18 protein-coding genes are annotated in these 16,709 nt (G+C 72.9%); 7 read left to right on the top strand and 11 right to left on the bottom strand.

Going from position 1 to position 16,709, the window contains the following annotated elements:
- Window positions 1-90 precede the first annotated feature (90 nt).
- A complete protein-coding gene (locus KPL59_RS07625) occupies window positions 91-1,065 on the top strand; it encodes a nitronate monooxygenase family protein (RefSeq protein WP_226360365.1) in 975 nt (324 codons plus the stop codon).
- 56 nt (window positions 1,066-1,121) lie between these two features.
- Here the strand turns inward: KPL59_RS07625 and KPL59_RS07630 are convergent, their stop codons facing one another.
- The 6 genes from KPL59_RS07630 to KPL59_RS07655 all read right to left on the bottom strand — a co-directional run bounded on the left by KPL59_RS07630 (window position 1,122) and on the right by KPL59_RS07655 (window position 6,425).
- Window positions 1,122-1,604, bottom strand: a complete 483-nt coding sequence (locus KPL59_RS07630) for a nuclear transport factor 2 family protein (protein ID WP_226360366.1) — start codon at window positions 1,602-1,604, stop codon at window positions 1,122-1,124.
- A 37-nt stretch (window positions 1,605-1,641) separates the two neighbouring features.
- Entirely contained in the window at window positions 1,642-2,439 is a 798-nt protein-coding gene (locus KPL59_RS07635) for an enoyl-CoA hydratase/isomerase family protein (RefSeq protein WP_226360367.1), read from the bottom strand.
- Between the two features lie 30 nt (window positions 2,440-2,469).
- The gene (locus KPL59_RS07640) at window positions 2,470-3,387 is read right to left on the bottom strand and encodes an SDR family NAD(P)-dependent oxidoreductase (protein WP_226360368.1); all 918 of its coding nucleotides are present in this window, start codon (window positions 3,385-3,387) and stop codon (window positions 2,470-2,472) included.
- Complete coding sequence (locus KPL59_RS07645) at window positions 3,384-5,045, bottom strand: class I adenylate-forming enzyme family protein (RefSeq protein WP_226360369.1); 1,662 nt, start codon at window positions 5,043-5,045, stop codon at window positions 3,384-3,386. The genes KPL59_RS07640 and KPL59_RS07645 overlap by 4 nt, the downstream gene beginning before the upstream one ends.
- Window positions 5,046-5,128: 83 nt before the next feature.
- Window positions 5,129-5,890: an enoyl-CoA hydratase/isomerase family protein gene (locus tag KPL59_RS07650; RefSeq protein WP_226358370.1), complete on the bottom strand. Its 762-nt coding sequence runs from the start codon at window positions 5,888-5,890 to the stop codon at window positions 5,129-5,131.
- A 40-nt stretch (window positions 5,891-5,930) separates the two neighbouring features.
- Window positions 5,931-6,425 (bottom strand): nuclear transport factor 2 family protein, encoded by a 495-nt coding sequence (locus KPL59_RS07655; RefSeq protein WP_020628020.1) that lies wholly within the window; start codon window positions 6,423-6,425, stop codon window positions 5,931-5,933.
- Window positions 6,426-6,520: 95 nt separating this feature from the next.
- Here KPL59_RS07655 and KPL59_RS07660 point away from each other — a divergent pair, with 95 nt between their 5' ends.
- A complete protein-coding gene (locus tag KPL59_RS07660) occupies window positions 6,521-7,384 on the top strand; it encodes a PaaI family thioesterase (protein ID WP_226360370.1) in 864 nt (287 codons plus the stop codon).
- Here the strand turns inward: KPL59_RS07660 and KPL59_RS07665 are convergent.
- Window positions 7,344-7,982, bottom strand: a complete 639-nt coding sequence (locus KPL59_RS07665; RefSeq protein ID WP_226360371.1) for a TetR/AcrR family transcriptional regulator — start codon at window positions 7,980-7,982, stop codon at window positions 7,344-7,346. The two genes, KPL59_RS07660 and KPL59_RS07665, sit on opposite strands and share 41 nt — an antisense overlap.
- Before the next feature lie 96 nt (window positions 7,983-8,078).
- On the opposite strand from KPL59_RS07665, the gene KPL59_RS07670 reads away from it, so the two are divergent.
- Together KPL59_RS07670 and KPL59_RS07675 are read left to right on the top strand one after the other, a co-directional pair.
- Window positions 8,079-8,492: an SCP2 sterol-binding domain-containing protein gene (locus tag KPL59_RS07670; RefSeq protein ID WP_226358367.1), complete on the top strand. Its 414-nt coding sequence runs from the start codon at window positions 8,079-8,081 to the stop codon at window positions 8,490-8,492.
- Between the two features lie 5 nt (window positions 8,493-8,497).
- The gene (locus KPL59_RS07675; protein ID WP_226360372.1) at window positions 8,498-9,772 is read left to right on the top strand and encodes a cytochrome P450; all 1,275 of its coding nucleotides are present in this window, start codon (window positions 8,498-8,500) and stop codon (window positions 9,770-9,772) included.
- Between the two features lie 17 nt (window positions 9,773-9,789).
- Here KPL59_RS07675 and KPL59_RS07680 read toward each other — a convergent pair whose 3' ends face one another.
- On the bottom strand, window positions 9,790-10,974 hold the full coding sequence (locus KPL59_RS07680) for a TetR/AcrR family transcriptional regulator (protein ID WP_226358365.1): 1,185 nt from the start codon (window positions 10,972-10,974) through the stop codon (window positions 9,790-9,792).
- Between the two features lie 136 nt (window positions 10,975-11,110).
- Here KPL59_RS07680 and KPL59_RS07685 point away from each other — a divergent pair, with 136 nt between their 5' ends.
- On the top strand, window positions 11,111-12,643 hold the full coding sequence (locus KPL59_RS07685) for an acyl-CoA synthetase (protein ID WP_226360373.1): 1,533 nt from the start codon (window positions 11,111-11,113) through the stop codon (window positions 12,641-12,643).
- 52 nt (window positions 12,644-12,695) lie between these two features.
- Here KPL59_RS07685 and KPL59_RS07690 read toward each other — a convergent pair whose 3' ends face one another.
- The 3 genes from KPL59_RS07690 to KPL59_RS07700 form a co-directional block, all read right to left on the bottom strand.
- Complete coding sequence (locus KPL59_RS07690) at window positions 12,696-13,337, bottom strand: TetR/AcrR family transcriptional regulator (protein WP_226360374.1); 642 nt, start codon at window positions 13,335-13,337, stop codon at window positions 12,696-12,698.
- Between the two features lie 92 nt (window positions 13,338-13,429).
- Window positions 13,430-14,590, bottom strand: coding sequence for an acyl-CoA dehydrogenase family protein (locus KPL59_RS07695; protein ID WP_075310969.1), 1,161 nt, complete (start codon window positions 14,588-14,590; stop codon window positions 13,430-13,432).
- Between the two features lie 28 nt (window positions 14,591-14,618).
- On the bottom strand, window positions 14,619-15,356 hold the full coding sequence (locus KPL59_RS07700; protein WP_226360375.1) for a hypothetical protein: 738 nt from the start codon (window positions 15,354-15,356) through the stop codon (window positions 14,619-14,621).
- Window positions 15,357-15,500: 144 nt separating this feature from the next.
- On the opposite strand from KPL59_RS07700, the gene KPL59_RS07705 reads away from it, so the two are divergent.
- Entirely contained in the window at window positions 15,501-16,109 is a 609-nt protein-coding gene (locus KPL59_RS07705) for a cytochrome c oxidase subunit 3 (protein ID WP_226360376.1), read from the top strand.
- Window positions 16,110-16,112: 3 nt separating this feature from the next.
- A complete protein-coding gene (locus tag KPL59_RS07710) occupies window positions 16,113-16,394 on the top strand; it encodes a cytochrome C oxidase subunit IV family protein (protein WP_020628031.1) in 282 nt (93 codons plus the stop codon).
- The last annotated feature ends 315 nt before the right edge of the window (window positions 16,395-16,709 follow it).

Consider the following 16,709-nt stretch of genomic DNA (forward strand, 5'->3'; position numbering starts at 1 on the left):
GGTGTCGCCTGTGACGCCTTATGTTTCTAACCTAGATTAACTACCTACGGGGGGCAACGGGCCCCGGGTGGCGAGTCGAAGGAGACGTCGATGCGGACACGGTTCACCGAACTCGTCGGGGTGCGTCACCCCGTCGTGCAGGGAGGCATGCAGTGGGTGGGCCGGGCGCCGCTCGTCGCCGCCGTCGCCGAGGCGGGTGGGCTCGGGTTCCTGACCGCGCTGACCCAGCCGACCCCGGAGGACCTGCGTGCGGAGATCCGGCGCTGCCGGGAGCTGACCGACGCCCCGTTCGGCGTCAACCTGACGATCCTGCCGACGATCGACGCCCCGCCCTACGCCGCGTACCGGCAAGTGATCATCGAGGAGGGCGTCCCGGTCGTGGAGACCGCCGGGGCGAACCCGGTGGACCACCTCGGGCCGCTGCACGACGCGGGGATCGTCGTCGTCCACAAGTGCACCTCGGTCCGGCACGCGGTGAAGGCGCAGGACCTGGGGGTGGACGCGCTGTCCATCGACGGCTTCGAGTGTGCCGGCCACCCCGGCGAGGACGACGTCCCCGGGCTGGTCCTGCTGCCCGCCGCGGCCGACGTCCTGGAGATCCCGTTCATCGCCTCGGGCGGCATCTCCGACGCCCGCGGTCTGGTCGCGGCGCTGGCGCTCGGCGCGGACGGGGTCAACATGGGCACCCGCTTCCTGTGTACGCAGGAGTCGGGGGTGCACGACGCGGTGAAGGCCCGCATCGTCGAGGCCGGCGAGCGCGACACCACCCTCATCTTCCGCGAGCTGCGCAACACCGCTCGGGTCGCGGCCAACGCGGTCTCCCGGGAGGTGGTGGAGAAGCTCGCCGCCGGTGCCCGGTTCGAGGACATCCGCCACCTCGTCGCGGGCAGCCGCGGGGCGACGGTCTACGAGACCGGAGACCTCGACGCCGGCATCTGGTCGGTCGGGATGGTGCAGGGGATCATCCGCGACGTCCCGACCTGCGCGGAGCTGATCGAGCGCATCGTCACCGAGGCCGAGCAGATCATCGCGGGCCGGCTGGCGGGGCTCGTCACGGCCGGCTGAGGTCCGGCCGGGACCCTCGTCGCCGGCCGGCCCCGTCGTCCGCCTGACCGTGTGCCTCAGCCGGTCGGCGAGGTGATGCGGGCGCCGACCTGGTACAGCACCGTCGCGAGGTCCCAGTAGTCGTCGTGACCGGTGAGCAGGCCGTCGTCGTCGTAGGTGCAGACGGCGACGCCCGGCACCGAGAACCGGGCACCGGCCACGTCGACGAGCTCGCCGGTGCGCAGCTTCAGCGGGCCGCGGACGGTGCCCGACCACCCCCAGCGCGAGGTGAGCCCGCCGCCGGCCGCCCACGTCTCGCCGAACTCGATGTGCGAGTCGGGGGCGAAGGAGAGCATGAACCGGTGGAAGCGGCCGACCTCCCCGCGGCCGCGGTAGGTGCCGTCGAGCGCGATGTCGCGGTACACGCCGTCCGGGGCGAAGAACTCCAGCAGCGCGTCGGGGTCGTTGCTCCAGGCGATCCCGTAGGCCAGGGCGAACCCGGGGTCGCTGGGGTGCGGTGTCGTGCGGGACGGGGTGGGGGAGGTCGGCGAGGACGTCATCTCGGCTCCGGGGCTCGGTCTCGGCTGGTGCTCGGTCTCAGCTGCGGCGGGACAGTCGCTCGGTGGCCCTGCTGGCCCCGGACCGCAGCCGGTCCAGGCCCTCGGCGATGCGGCGGGTGAACAGCCCGCGCTGCAGCAGGTCGTGGGTGACGCGCAGCTCGTAGGCGGTCGCCGCGACGTGGTCCATGTGCCCGGCGCGCAGCGCGACCTCCTTGAGGACCGTGGTCAGCTCGGCACCGTTCTCGGCGATCTGCTTCGCCAGCGTCAGCGCCGAGGAGCGCAGCGTCCCGACCGGGACGACCTCGTCGACGAGCCCGCAGCGCAGGGCCTCGTGGTCGTCGATCGGGTCGCCGGTGAAGAACATCCGGCGGGCCCGCTGGGTGTTCGTCTTGCGCAGGATCGCGTGGTAGAAGCCGTTCATCGCGTACTTGACCTGGGTCGAGCCGAACGCGGCGTTCTCCGAGGCGATCGTGATGTCGCACATGTTGGCCAGGTCCATGCCGTAGCCGGGGGCGACGCCGGCGACGGCGGCCACGGTCGGCTTGCGGTAGTCGTAGATCGCGACCATGAGCCTGTAGGCGAGGTCGGTGAACCGGGTGCGGGCGTCCCCGCTGGTGTCCTGCAGCACGTCCAGCGCCCAGCCGGCGCAGAAGATGTCCTCGTCGCCGATCATCAGGACGCAGGCGACCTCGTCGTCCTCGGCCCACTCGGCGAGCGCCGCCACGATCTCCTCGTGCAGCTCCCAGCCCAGCGCGTTGCGCTTCTCGGGGTGGTTCAGCTGCAGGATGCCGACGCCGTCCTCGACGGAGGTCAGCAGGTAGCGGTACTCGGTCACGGGGGTTCCTCTCGGGGTGGGGGTGTGGGATCAGTGGCAGGACTCGGAGCCGGCGCGCAGCGCGGTCGTCCCGCGGAACGGGTCGCACGCGGCGGCGAGCGAGTCCGCGGTCGTGGTCGGACGGTCGGACGGGCGGCCCACCAGGTCGGTGATCCCGCCCCAGTGCGCGGCGACGTCGGCGACGGCCGGTGGCGGCCCGTCGGGGCGGGTGAAGCGCACCCCCTCGGAGCGCTCCCAGCGCAGCACCGAGGCCCAGCCGCCGCCGGTCTCGACGACCTCGCCGGTCAGCGGGCAGGAGGGCAGGGCGAGCGCGACGACGACCGGGGCCACGTCGGCCGCCCGCAGTGCCTGCGCCGGTCGGTCGCGGAACACCTCGGCGGTCATGGAGGTCAGCGCCATCGGCGCGACGGCGTTGACCCGGATCCCGTGCCGCGAGCCCTCCGCGGCCAGGGTGCGGGCGAGCCCGACCACGCCGGCCTTCGCCGCCGCGTAGGCGGCCTGGCCGGGGTTGCCGTGCAGCCCCGCGCCGGAAGTGGTGAGCACGATGGCGCCGCCGCGCTCGCGCAGGTGCGGCCAGGCCGCCGAGCAGGCGGTCCAGCTGCCGCGCAGGTGCACGTCGACGACCTCGTCGAAGTCGTCGTCGGTCAGCCGGGACACCCCGCGGTCGCGCAGCCCGCCCGCGTTGACCACGAGCACGTCGAGCCGGCCGAGCGCCGCGACGCAGTCCCCGACCAGGGCACGGCCGTCGCGCGCGTCCCCGACGACCGGGTGCGCGCGCCCGCCCGCGTCCCGGATCCGGTCGGCGACGGCACCCGCGGCCCGCGCTGTGCGCGCGTGCACGGCGACCGTCGCCCCGGCCACGGCCAGTGCGGTCGCGTACTCCGCGCCCAGCCCGCGTCCGGCGCCGGTGACCAGTGCGACGGTCCCGGCCTCGAACACCGCGGTCACGCCCGGGCCGGCCGGTGGGCGTGCCACAGCTCGAGGTCGGTGAGCCCGGCGAGCGCGTGCTTCTGGATCTTCCCGCTGGCGGTGGCCGGGATCTCGGCGACGACGTGCCACTCGACGGGCGTCTTCGCGCGGGCGAGCTTCTGGGCGGCCAGGTGCTCCAGCAACGGGCCGACGCCGGCGGCGCGGGCGTCGTCGTCGAGGACCACCCAGGCACCGACGGCCTCCCCGAGGCGCTCGTCGGGCACCGCGGTGACCGCGACCCGCCGCACACCCGGGGCGGAGGCGACCGCGAGCTCGATGTCCATCGTGGAGAACTTCTCGCCGCCGCGGTTGACGATGTCCTTGGTGCGGCCGGCGATCTGGACCCAGCCCTCGTCGTCGACGCGGCCGACGTCGCCGGGGAGGAACCAGCCGTCGGCGTCGATCTGCTCGGCTGTGACGACCGGGTCGGTGTAGCGGTCGAGCAGCTGCGGCCCGCGGATCCGCAGCCGGCCCACGGTGCCGGGCGGGACGAGCGCGCCGTCGTCGTCGGCGACGGTCATCTCCATGCCGCGCAGCAGCCTGCCGTCCCAGGCGCGACGGCGCTCCAGGGAGTCCGAGGCCGCCGCGATCGCGAGCACCCCGGCGGTCTCGGTCATGCCGTAGGCGCGCACCACCCGCACACCCACCTCCGCGGCACGATCGACGACCTCGGGCGCGATGGCCGCCCCGGCACAGGCGTAGGTGTCGAGGCGGTGGCCCTCCGGACGGTCCCGGTAGCGCTCGACGAGGTCGGTCACGAACACCGTGGCCCCCATCATGAGGGTGACCCGCTCGGTCTCGATCAGCTCGACGGCGTCGTCGGGCCGCCAGCCCGCCATCACCACCGAGCGCCCGCCCAGGAACGCGGGGAACACGACGGCGGCGACGAACCCGCCCAGGTGCGACAGCGGTGTCGCGGCCAGGGTGACGGTGTCCTCCCCGGCGCCGAGCGCGTCGCGGAAGTTGACCAGGTGCGCGACGACCGCCCGGTGCGACAGCAGCGCGCCCTTCGGCGCGGCGGTCGTCCCGGAGGTGTAGAGCAGCAGCGCGGGCTCGGCGGGGTCGGCGGACGCCGGCAGCGCGCTGTCGTCCGCGGCCTCCGGCCCCGGGACGGCGGTCCAGCCGGGGCGCTCGCCCCCGACGAGGTAGCGCACCGCCGGGGTGACACCGGCCTCGTCGACCAGCGCGTCGAGCTCGGCGGACGGGTCGCGGTCGCCGAGGGCGTCGACCGTGCAGACCGCCGCGGGCCGGCAGTCCGCGACGATCTGACGCATCTCGTGCTCCCGGTAGATCGGGATCACCGGGACGTCCACCGCGCCCGCCCGGAACGCCGCGACCTGCACGGCCAGCGCCTCCAGCCGGTTCGGCAGCTGGACCAGGACCCGGTCGCCGGGGCGGACCCCGCGGCGCACCAGGTCCTGGGCCACCGCCCGGGTCCAGCGCTCGAAGGCGCCGTAGGTGACCCGGGTGCCCTCGAAGGAGAACAGCTCGCACTCGGGGTGGCGGGCCGCGGCCTCCGGCACGAGATCGGCCAGTGACGTCGGCGTCCACAGGCCCGACGCGCGGTAGCCGGCGTACCGGTACGCGCGCGCCGGGTCGGTCCCCCCGGCGGTCACGGACGGGGCGGCAGTCGTCATCGACGTGCTCCTCGGACTCGATCGGGCCACGGCGGCCCACCCTATCTAGTGAACCGTCACTATCCACTGCGCCGAACGGACGCTCAGCGCGTGCGGATCCGGCTGAACGCCTCGTTGATCCGCTCCAGCACGTCGGGGTGGCGGATGACCTCGCGGTAGGCGGAGGTCTCGAAGGACAGCGCGCTGATCGGGTCCATCGCCGGGGAGCGCAGCGCCAGCTCCTTGTTGATCTTCGCCGACTTCGTGGTGGTCTCCGCGATCGACCGACCCAGCGCGGTCGCGGCCTCGACGACACCGCCGGTCGGCACGAGCCGGTCGAGCAGGCCGATGCGCAGCGCCTCCGCGGCGTCGATCCGGTCGCCGGAGAAGGTCAGGAGCTTGGCCTGGCTGAGTCCCACGATCTTCCACAGCGGCGAGAAGTACGGGGTGAGCCCGAACTTGATCTGCGGGAACCCGAACACGGCGTTCTCCGCGCCGATCCGGATGTCGCAGAACACCGCGATGTCGCAGCCGCCGCCCAGGGTCGGTCCGGCGCACGCGGCGATGGTGGGCTTGCCGTAGTCGAGCAGGGCGCCGTAGACCCGCAGGCACATGTCCGAGTACACCTCGCGGGAGTCCTCGGTGAACGCCGACTGCAGGTCGAGGTCGAGGCCCGCGGAGAACGCCTCCTCGCCACCGGTGAGCACGACCGCGGCGACCTCGTCGTCGCTCCGCCAGGCGTCGAGCTGGTCGCCGAGCGCTTCGAACAGCTCCAGGCTGAGCGCGTTGCGGCGGTGCATCCGGTTGAAGGTGATCGTGCCGACGCCGTCTGCGACGGTGGTGCGGACGGCCTCGTCATCGGCCATGGTGACTCCTCGGTCTGGGGTGGTGCGGGGGACGGGCGGGTCAGCCGGCGTTCGCCGGGCTGCGGTGCAGCAGCGACAGCAGGTAGGCGCCGCCGATCCGGCCCTCGCGGGCGGGCAGCACGCCGAGCTGGCGCATCATCTCGGTGATCTCGTACTGCGCCAGGTAGGACGACAGCAGTCCGTCGGCGAACTCCAGGAAGATGTCGCAGCCGTAGGTGCTGAAGGTGGCGTCGGGGGCGAGCTTCGCCGGGCCGTGGCCGTACTGGCGGAACAGGCACAGCGCGCGGCCGTCGCCGGGGGAGGTGAAGGTCTGCACGTCGTCGAACGCGACGTCGGGCATGACCTCCCAGATCCGCTCCACGTAGGTGCGCACGCCCTCGCGGCCCTCGATCACCCCGGTCCAGAAGACCGTGTCCTCCCATCGGACGTCGGGGTGCAGCAGCGCGAGCACCTGCTCGGTGTCGTGGGAGTTCCAGGCCGCCAGCCACCGCGTGCTGAAGTCGCGCAGGAACGTCTCGGTCAGGGGCGCGGGCACGGCGGCTCCTCCTCGATGACGGCCCGCTCCGGCGCGGACCTCGCCGCCGTAGCCTAGCCATGATTAACTTAGAGAGCAACGAGGGAGAGGTCACGATGACCGGCGAGCAGTCCTGCAGTCTCGACACGGCGGGCACGCCCGAGCAGCGCCTCGGCGTGCTCGGGTGCACCGTCGTGCCTGGTGAGAGGCGGTGCTCCGCGCTCACCGGGGGCTGGTCGGACGGCGCGGGGCGGACGTGGACGGGGCCGCTGGCGGTGCTGGCGGACCATGTCCTGGGCGAGGTCGCCAACCGGCCGCAGGCGCCGGGGTTCCAGCCGGTGACCACGGCACTGTCGCTCGACGTGCTCGTCCCGCCGCCGTGGCCGGGGGACCGGCTGCACGCCCGGGCCGCGCGCACCGCGGGCGAGGTGCTCCGCGACCACGTCACCGCCTCCGTGCGCGACCCGGACGGCCGGCTCGTCGCGGTGGCGTCGGCCTGGACCGCGGACGTCCCCGCACCCGGCACGACCCCGCTCGCCGCGGGGCCCGCGGTCGGCGCCCGGCCGGAGCAGGGCGGGATCGGCGAGCTGCTCACCGACCTCACCGAGGTGGGGTCCGGCCCGGACGAGGCGGTGCTGGAGCTCGACGCGACGGGGTGGACCAACCAGAACGGCACCGTTCACGGCGGGGTCTGGGCCTGCGCGGCGGAGCTGGCCGCGACCCGCCTGACCGGATCGGCCCCGCACGCGGTGAACCGCCTGCAGCTCGCGTTCCTGCGGCCCGGCCGGGGCCGGGTGCGCCTGACGGCCACGGCCCTGCACCGGGGCCGGACCTCCGGGCTGGTGGAGGTCAGGGGACGCGACGCGACCGGCCGGGTCTGCGTGCACGCGATGGTCGGCTCGCGTGCCGACCACGCCGCTCCCGGGGCGGTCGCGACGCTCAGTCCGGCCGGCCGGAATGCGCCTCCACCAGCGCGATGAAGCGGGCGAGCACCCGGTCCAGACCCTCGACGTCCACGGGGCGGTGCCGTAGCTGGGCGCCGACCACCGCGGACAGGCACAGCTCGGCGAGCTCGTCGGCGGCGTCGGGTGCACCCGCGGCGGCGACCGCCCGCCGGATCACCTCGAGCCGTCGTGCGTCGACCGCGCGCTGTGCCTCCGCGACGGCCGGGTCGGTCGTGGCCCACACCCGGATCGCCGCCTCCGCGTCGTGCGGGACGGTGCGCGAGAGCCGGCGCAGCAGCTCCAGCCGCTCGTGCGGGTCGTGGGGCCCGGCCGCCTCACGGGCGATCGCCTCGGTCGACCCGCGCCAGTGCTCCAGGAACCGCTCGACGAAGTCGGGCCAGTTGCGGAACCAGTTGTAGAACGACCCGCTGGAGACGCCGAGCCCGCGGTGCAGGGCGGTCATCGTCAGCTCGTGGGCCCCCGATCCGGACAGGATCGCGATCGCGGCCGCGTAGTAGTCCTCGCGTCCGACGTACTGCGGCACGGTCGGTCCCTCCGGGTCGGGTCGGGGCTGGTCGGGGCCGGTCGGATCGGTGCCGGGACGGCACCACCGCATCATCGCAGCCGTCGACATCTTCCTGCATAGAGGCCTCTATGTTAACTTGCGCTAGGCCGTGGTCGGGTCGGGAACCCGGCCGTCGATCGGCACCGACATGTCAAAGGAGACGTCATGGGTGGTTTCCGTTCCGCGGACGAGGTCCACGAGTTCCTCGGCGGGATCTTCGCCGAGGCGATGGAGGACGAGACGATCGGGCCGAAGCTCGCCGCGACCGGCATGAGCCTGCGCATGGACTACACCGACCCCGACACCACGGTGCGGGTCGACTTCGCGACCAAGCAGATCACCACCGGGGCCGAGGCCGCCGCGGCGGACTCCGACGCGACCCTGTCGATGGCCGCCGACACCGCCAACCAGTACTGGCAGGGCAAGGTCAGCCTGCCGCTGGCGATGGCCCGCGGGAAGATCACGGTCGGTGGTTCGGCGGCGCAGCTGCTCAAGCTCTCGCCGATCGCGAAGGCCCTCTACCCGCGCTACACCGCGATGCTGGCCGACCGCGGTCGTTCCGACCTCGTCGTGAGCTGATCGCGATGACCGGATCCCTCACCGCATCGCGCCCGTTCTCCGCGCTCGACGTCTCCTCCCGGGAGTTCTGGCGCCTGGACCCCGTCGAGCGGGAGAAGACCTTCGGCCGGCTGCGCGCCGAGGAGCCGGTGTCCTGGCAGCGCCCCCTGTACAGCCCGCTGATGGACGGTGACGACGGCTCGCCCGGCTACTGGGCCGTCGTGCGTGCCGAGGACATCGCCACCGTCAGCCGTCGCGCCGAGATCTTCTCCTCCTCCGCGGGCGGGGTCCTCGCCGAGGACTTCCCGGAGGAGGTGCTGGAGATGGCCTCCTCCATCCTGACCATGGACGACCCGCGGCACCGCGACGTCCGCAAGCTGGTCAGCTCGGTGTTCACGCCGAAGCGGGTGAAGCTGATCGAGCAGCAGATCGCCCGGCAGGCCCGGGAGATCGTCGGCGCGATCCGCGACCGCGGTGAGGCCGAGTTCGTCTCCTCGGTGTCCGCCCGGCTCCCGATGTGGACGATCTCGGAGATGATCGGGATCCCGCCCGAGCGTCGCGAGGAGGTCGCCGACGCGGCCGAGTCGATGGTCGCCTGGGGCGACGACGGGGACGGCGTCGGCGGCGACGCGGCGACCAAGATGCTCAACGCCATCGTCGTCCTGCACGGCGCCTGCCAGGACGTGATCGACGCGCGTCGCGAGCAGCCGGAGAACGACCTGATCTCCGCGCTGGCCGCCGCCGAGGTCGACGGGGAGCGGCTCACCGACGACGAGATCCGGTCGTTCTTCGTGCTGCTCTGCGTGGCCGGGAACGACACGACCAAGCAGACCACCACCCACACGCTGCGCGCGCTGACCGACCATCCGGAGCAGCGCGAGTGGCTGTTCGCCGACTACGAGGCCCGCATCGGCACCGCCGTGGAGGAGTTCGTCCGGTGGGCGAGCCCGGTCATGAGCTTCCGGCGGACCGCGCTGGAGCGGTTCGAGCTGAACGGCGTCGTGATCGAGCCCGGCGACAAGGTCACGATGTTCTACAGCTCCGGCAACCGCGACGAGGCGGTCCTCGATCGGCCCGACGAGTTCGACCTGTCCCGCACGCCGAACCCGCACGTCGCCTTCGGGGGCGGGGGGCCGCACTTCTGCCTCGGTTCGCACCTGGCGAAGATGCAGCTGCGGTGGATCTTCCACGAGCTGTACACCCAGCTGCCCGACATCCGGGCGGTCGGTGAGCCGGAGCGCCTGGTCAGCACGTTCATCAACGGCGTGCGTCGGCAGCGGTGCGCGTTCACCCCCGCCTGACCGGCACGCGGGGCCGGTCAGGCGCCGGAGCGGAGCACGGCCAGCGCGGCCGCCGTGACCTCCGCCCGCTCCGCCGGCCGGTCCCGCGTGGAGGTGAGCCGGGTCAGGTCGCTGATCAGCGACAGCGCGGCCCGCACGCGCAGCCGCGCGGTCGGCTCGTCGAGGTCGAGGAAGTACGCGAGCAGCGACCGCGTCCAGTCGCGCAGCTCGGTCCGGATGGCGTCCGCGGTCCGGCGCCGCGCGTCGTCGGTGAGGTGGTTGAACTCGCTGACGTAGACCCCGAGCAACGCCCGGTTGGCCAGGCAGAAGCCGACGTAGCGGTCGATCAGCCCTGGCAGGTCGACCGACCCCGGCCGGGCCCGACGCGCGGCCTGCTCGGCCCGCAGCCGTTCCGAGCCGAGGTCGAACGCCGCGGTGAGGATGTCGGCCTTGCTGGCGAAGTGGTGCAGCAGGCTGGGCCCTGCCATGCCGACGGCCGCGCCGATCTCGTCCAGGCTCACCCCGACGTAGCCGCGCTCGTGGAACAGCGCGACCGCGCGGTCCACGATCTCCCGCGGCCGCGACGACGGCCCGTCCTCCGACGCGACCGGGCCGTCCGGTCCGGCCGCGGGTCCGGCCGGTGGGTCGGACCGCAGGCAGGCCAGCGCCGCCGCGGCCAGGACGGTGCGGACCCGCTCGTCGTCCAGGCCGATGTGGGTGACCGACGGGGTGGCCAGCACGCCGAGCGCGCCGGTCACGAGCACCCCCGCCGCGCGCTCGGTGAGCTCGGGACGCTCGCGCCGCAGCCGGCGCGACAGCAGCTCGAGCCGCCCGCGCAGCCGTTCGCGGATCTCCTCGCGGGCCTGCGGGGAGAGGAAGCGGACCTCCCGTTGCAGCAGCGTCCACAGGTCGGGACGGTCCAGTGCGACGCGGGTCAGCGCGGTGACCAGCTCCTCCAGCGGGCTGTCGAGGTGCCGGTCCAGGGCCGCGGCGACCTCGTCGAGCCCGGCCGCGATCCCGGCGGCGAGCAGGGCCTGCTTGTTGGGGAAGTGCCGGTAGACCGCAGGCCCGGTCAACCCCACGTCGGCGGCGACGTCGCCGAGGGAGACCTGGTGGTAGCCGACCAGGTGGAACCGTGCCGCGGCGGTGCGTGCCAGCTGGTCGCGCCGCTCGGCGGCCCTCATCCGTCGCCGCGGTCCCGGCTGCGACTGCGGTGCGGCCACGTCCCACTCCTTCTCCGGTCGGGTCGACTGTAGAAGACCCGCGGCCGCCCGACCGTTGCCGGTGGGGAGCTTTCCGCCCTATTTTATCGACATTAAATTCCGTCGTCGCCGACGACCACACCGACGTGGAGGACCCGTGACCCACCCCGGCGCCCATGCCGCCCAGCACCCGGACAAGATCGCCGCGCTCCTCGCGGAGACGGGGGAGCAGGTGACCTACGCCGAGCTGGAGGAGCGCTCGGTCCGGCTCGCGAACGTGCTGCGCGAGGCCGGCCTGCGTCGCGGTGACGTCGTCGCGCTCCTGAGCGAGAACAACCTGCGTGTCTTCGAGGTCTACTGGGCCGCGATGCGCTCCGGGCTCTACATCACCGCGATCAACCACAACCTCGTCGCCGAGGAGGTCGGCTACATCGTCGAGGACTCCGGGGCGTCGGCGCTCATCGTCTCCGCGGGCAAGGCCGACGTCGCGAAGGCGGTGCTCGCCACCGGTGTCTCGCCCGGCCTGGGGCTGTCCTACGACGGCGTCGTGGACGGCTTCTCCTCCTACGAGGACGCCCTGGCCGCCGCCTCCGACGTCGCGCCCGACGACCAGCCGCACGGCGCCCCGATGCTCTACTCCTCGGGCACGACCGGCCGGCCGAAGGGGGTGCGGCCGCCGCTGCCGCCCGTCCAGTTCACCGAGCTGGGCGATCCGCTGGTCGGACTGATCAGCAAGGCCTTCGGCGTCGGCCCGGAGACGGTCTACCTCACCCCGGCCCCGATCTACCACGCCGCGCCGCTGCGCTGGTGCGGCGCCGTGCAGGCGCACGGCGGCACCGTGGTCATGATGCGCCGCTTCGACGCCGTCGGGGCACTGGAGGCGATCGGCACCCACCGGGTGACCCACGCCCAGTTCGTGCCGACGATGTTCGTCCGGATGCTGCAGCTCCCGCAGGAGCAGCGCGACGCGGCCGACATCTCGTCGCTGCGGGTCGCGGTGCACGCCGCCGCCCCGTGCCCGGTCGAGGTCAAGCAGGCGATGATCGACTGGTGGGGCCCGATCCTGGTCGAGTACTACGGCGCGACCGAGGGCAACGGTCTCACCATGACCGACAGCGCCACCTGGCAGACCAAGCCCGGCACCGTCGGCCGCCCGATCCTGGGCGTGCTGCACATCTGCGACGACGATGGCACCGAGCTGCCGGTCGGGGAGACCGGCGCGGTCTACATCGAGCGCGACATCGTGCCGTTCGAGTACCACAACGACCCGGAGAAGACCCGGGCCGCGCAGCACCCCGAGCACGAGACGTGGACGACGCTGGGCGACATCGGCCACCTCGACGAGGACGGCTTCCTGTACCTCACCGACCGCAAGTCCTTCATGATCATCTCCGGCGGGGTCAACATCTACCCGCAGGAGACCGAGAACGTCCTGGCGCTGCACCCCGCCGTGCACGACGTCGCCGTCATCGGCCTGCCGGACCCGGAGATGGGGGAGCGGGTCACCGCGTTCGTCCAGCCGCGGGCCGGCGTCGCGACCGGGCCCGAGCTGGGGCAGGAGATCATCGACTTCGTGAAGTCGCGCATCGCGGGCTACAAGGCTCCGCGCGAGGTCCGCTTCGTCGACGATCTGCCCCGCACCGAGACCGGCAAGCTGGTCAAGGGCGAGCTGAAGAAGCGCTACGCCTGACCGCGCGCCCCCCGGTGCCGTGGCGTCCCGCGTCGTGGCACCGGGAGGGAGGTCACGGCCGCAGCGCGTGCAGCACCATCGACTGGGCGACCGTGATCGTCCGGTCGATGTCGCCCCGCTGCGGGTCCCACCACTCGACCGTCCAGTTCAGCGAGCCTATGACGAGCATGCGGCCGATGGACGGTTCCACGTCGTGCCGCAGCTGCCCGGCGGAGCGCAGGTCCTCGACCAGTCCGCGCCAGATGTCGTGGAACTCCCCGATGTGCACGCGGGCACGGGCCGACAGGTGCTCGGGCAGCTGGTTGGCGTTGCGGACGACCGCCCTGGCGTAGTCGGACAGCTGCAGCTCGTGCCGGAGCTGCGCCTCGACCGCCGCGGCGATCCGCTCGGCGGGTGGGGTGTCCGGCGGCAGTGCCTCGAGGACCTGGGACAGGTGGTCGCGCAGCGAGATCGCGCCCGTCGCGACGACGTCCTCGATCAGGTCCTCACGGGACGGGTAGTAGTAGTAGATCGCCGGCGCCTGGATCTGCGCGGCCTTCGCGATGTCGGACAGCCGGGTCCCCGCGAAGCCCTTCTCGCTCAGGACCCGCGCCGCGGCGTCCAGCAGGCGGGCACGGGTGCGGGCCGACTTGGTGTCGGTCGCGTCGGTGTCGTCGGTGGCGGCTGGGGCCACCGCGTTCGTCCTGCGGGCCACCGGACCAGGATAGGCGGACCGGGGGTCACCAGCCGGACACCTGCCCGGCCGTGTCGCCGGCACGCGGGCGTCCGCGTGCCGGCGACCCCTGCTCAGGAGCGGTACCGGGAGGCGATGTCCCGCCCGATGATCTCCTTCATGATCTCGGTCGTGCCGCCGTAGATCGTCTGGATGCGACCGTCGGCGTAGGCCCGCGCGACCGGGTACTCGAGCATGAATCCGTAGCCGCCGTGCAGCTGGACGCAGCGGTCGGTGATGCGCTTCTGCAGCTCGGTCAGGTACCACTTGCCCTTCGCCGCCTCGACCGGGGTCAGCTCGCCCCGGTTGAACGCGAGCACGGCGCGGTCCACCCACGCCTCGGCGACCTCGAGCTCGGTCTCCATCTCGGCGAGGACGAACCGCGAGTTCTGGAAGTCGCCGATGGCCGTGCCGAAGGCGTGGCGCTCGAAGCAGTAGCGCGCGGTGTGCTCGTAGACCGCGCGCGCGGCGGTGACGGCCGAGGCGATCAGGCCCAGCCGCTCGTGCGGCAGGTGGCTCATCAGGTGCATGAGGCCGTGGCCCTCGGTGCCGATGAGGTTGTCCGCGGGCAGGCGCACGGCGTCGAAGAACAGCTCGCCGGTGTCCTGGCCGTGCAGGCCGACCTTCTCCAGCCGGCGCCCGCGCCGGAAACCGAGCATGTCCCGCTCGACGACGAACAGGCTGAACCCGCGCGAGCCCGCCTCGGGGTCGGTGCGGGCGGCGACGATCACGAGGTCCGCTGACAGCGCGCTGGAGATGAAGGTCTTCGAGCCGTCGAGCACCCAGTCGTCGCCGTCGCGGCGGGCCGAGGTGCGGATGCCCTGCAGGTCGCTCCCGGTCCCCGGCTCGGTCATCGCGAGCGCGCCGAGCAGCTCGCCGCGGCTGAACGGCTCCAGCCAGCGCTTCTTCTGCTCGTCGGTGGTGAGGTCGAGCAGGTAGGACAGCACCAGGTCGTCCTGCAGGCCCAGCGTCATGCCGAACGAGGTCGCGCCGACCCGGGCGACCTCCTCGTTCACCACCATCCGGTAGCGGTAGTCGGTCTCACCGGCGCCGCCGAACTCCTCGGGCACGGCGAGCGCGTAGACGCCGGCCTCGGCCGCGGTGCGGAACACCGCCGGGTCGATCCCGCCCGCGCGCTCCCAGTCCAGGTAGTGCGGCTCGACCTCGCGGGCGAGGAACTCGCGCACGGTGGCACGGTACTGCTCGTGGTCGTCGGTGTAGAGCTCGCGTCGCATCGTCTCTCCTCGATCCGGTCGGGGCGCCTCAGGACGGGGCGGTGGTGCTCGGTGTGGTGGCGCTCGGTGGGGTGGCGCTCGGTGCGGGCGTGGTCGACCTGCGCCCGGCCACCAGCGGCGGGAACATCACCACGAACCAGCCCACGAACACCGCGACCGGGACCCAGAAGCTGAACATGCCGTTCCAGGCGAGCGGGCCGGAGTGGAACAGCGGGATGAAGGTGGCCGGGACCAGCAGCAGTGCCACCCAGATGTTCACGTAGGCCACCCAGCGCGGGTAGGGCAGCCGCCCCGAACGGTCCCGCAGGATGATCGCGGCGATCAGCAGGTACTGGACCGTGAACGGCGCGACCGGCATGAACGTCATCGTGAACCCGACGTCGTGCAGCAGCTGGGAGTAGCCGCTGTCGCCGTTCTCGAGCCGGTAGGGCACCAGCGAGAGCAGCACGAAGTTCAGCGAGAAGAACACCGTGCCGAGCACACCGATGCAGGCCTGCCCGAGGTTCAGCGCGAGGTCGCCGCTGCGCCGCAGCGCCACGAAGACCGCGAGCGACGCGGGGGCGTAGAGCACCCCGCCCCAGACGCAGATCACCATCGACAGCTGCTTGAGCGTGGTGTCGGTGCCCCAGAACCGCAGCAGCTCCTCGCCGGCCAGCGACGGCGGTGGCGGCGGGAAGAACCCGGCGCTCAGCCAGCCGACGAGCACCAGCAGGATCGAGAGTGGTCCGGCCCAGCCGAGGATCCGTAGACCGCGGTCGTCGTCCATGACGATCCGGCCCCCTTCCGTGGGATGGCCCGGACCGCCGTCCGGGCATAATCTAATGTAGGTTAACCGGAAGAGACCACGCGCGCCCCCTGCTGTCAACGGCCGTGGTCCGACCCGGTCCGGACCGGCCACGAAGGAGTGGGCATGACCGAGACCAGCGCGTCGCCGTCCCCGGCGACGGCGCCGATCGCGGACCGAGGGCGGCACGTGCCCGGCGAGCCGGGACTGTGGGTCCTGGTACTGGGCGACATGACCGTGTTCGCCGTCTTCTTCGCCACCTACCTCGTGGTCCGCGGGGGCGACCCGGCCGGGTTCGACGCGGCCCAGGCCCGGCTGGACCAGGTGCCGGGCGTGGTGAACACACTGGTGCTGCTGCTCAGCTCGCTGCTCGTGGTGCGGGCGGTGCAGGCGGTGCGGACGGGTGTCGCCCACCGGGCCACGGTGCTGCTGGGCGGGGCGATCGCCTGCGGGGTCACCTTCTCGGTGATCAAGGCGTTCGAGTGGGGCGCGAAGTTCGGCGCGGGGATCACCCCGAACACCCACGAGTTCTTCATGTACTTCTTCGTGCTGACCGGGCTGCACTGGCTGCACGTGCTGGCCGGGCTGGTGGCGCTGGTGCTGATGACCGCGGCCTGCCGGCGCCCGGACCGGCTCCCCGGCCGGCTGCCGCTGATCGAGGGCGCCGCGTGCTTCTGGCACATGGTCGACCTGCTCTGGATCGTGCTGTTCCCGCTGCTCTACCTGGTGAGGTGACCCGTGTCGTCGATCGTGTCGAGCACGCCGGCCTGGCGGGACCGGGTCGCCGTGGTGTGGCTGGTGCTGGTGGCCGTCACGACGGTGTCCTGGATCCTCGGGACCGGCCCGGCCTCGGGCACCGTGGCCTCGGTCGTGGTGCTGGTCCTGGCGTTGTTCAAGGTGCGCCTGGTCGGTCTGTACTTCATGGAGCTGCGTGACGCCCCGGTCGTGCTGCGGCTGCTGTTCGAGCTCTACTGCGTCGCCGCGTGCGCGGTGCTCGCGGGCATCGTCGCCCTGACCTGAGGGCGAGTTCGTCGCCTCCTGCGCCGGGTTCCGGATCCACCTCAAGTAAATCGTTGCTAGGCAGAAGGGCTCGTCGACGCGGCGGATGCTCCCGTCGTCGGTGACCGCGCCGCGCGGGAGCGGCTCCGTCCCGGTCCGGCGCCGCTGCCACGTCTTGGCGCCGGCCGGGCCCGGCCCGCAGCCGGGTGCCGGCCGGCAAGTCGGCCCGTTCCCGCACGTCAGACGCGGAATCGGGCCGGATGCGACCGCTCGTCGTCGGAGTGACGCCGCTCACCGTCGAGCGTGCCGCGTTCTCCCGCGTCACTCGGTCGGGTG

This window comes from Pseudonocardia sp. ICBG1142 (assembly GCF_020496255.1).
GTDB lineage: Bacteria > Actinomycetota > Actinomycetes > Mycobacteriales > Pseudonocardiaceae > Pseudonocardia.

Coding starts and splice junctions, on each gene's coding strand:
- KPL59_RS07670 (WP_226358367.1), top strand. CDS start 8,079: ATGGGTGGTTTCCGTTCCGCGGACGAGGTCCACGAGTTCCTCGGCGGG.
- KPL59_RS07625 (WP_226360365.1), top strand. CDS start 91: ATGCGGACACGGTTCACCGAACTCGTCGGGGTGCGTCACCCCGTCGTG.
- KPL59_RS07665 (WP_226360371.1), bottom strand. CDS start 7,982: ATGTCGACGGCTGCGATGATGCGGTGGTGCCGTCCCGGCACCGATCCG.
- KPL59_RS07645 (WP_226360369.1), bottom strand. CDS start 5,045: ATGACGACTGCCGCCCCGTCCGTGACCGCCGGGGGGACCGACCCGGCG.
- KPL59_RS07675 (WP_226360372.1), top strand. CDS start 8,498: ATGACCGGATCCCTCACCGCATCGCGCCCGTTCTCCGCGCTCGACGTC.
- KPL59_RS07695 (WP_075310969.1), bottom strand. CDS start 14,590: ATGCGACGCGAGCTCTACACCGACGACCACGAGCAGTACCGTGCCACC.
- KPL59_RS07705 (WP_226360376.1), top strand. CDS start 15,501: ATGACCGAGACCAGCGCGTCGCCGTCCCCGGCGACGGCGCCGATCGCG.
- KPL59_RS07650 (WP_226358370.1), bottom strand. CDS start 5,890: ATGGCCGATGACGAGGCCGTCCGCACCACCGTCGCAGACGGCGTCGGC.
- KPL59_RS07700 (WP_226360375.1), bottom strand. CDS start 15,356: ATGGACGACGACCGCGGTCTACGGATCCTCGGCTGGGCCGGACCACTC.
- KPL59_RS07660 (WP_226360370.1), top strand. CDS start 6,521: ATGACCGGCGAGCAGTCCTGCAGTCTCGACACGGCGGGCACGCCCGAG.
- KPL59_RS07630 (WP_226360366.1), bottom strand. CDS start 1,604: ATGACGTCCTCGCCGACCTCCCCCACCCCGTCCCGCACGACACCGCAC.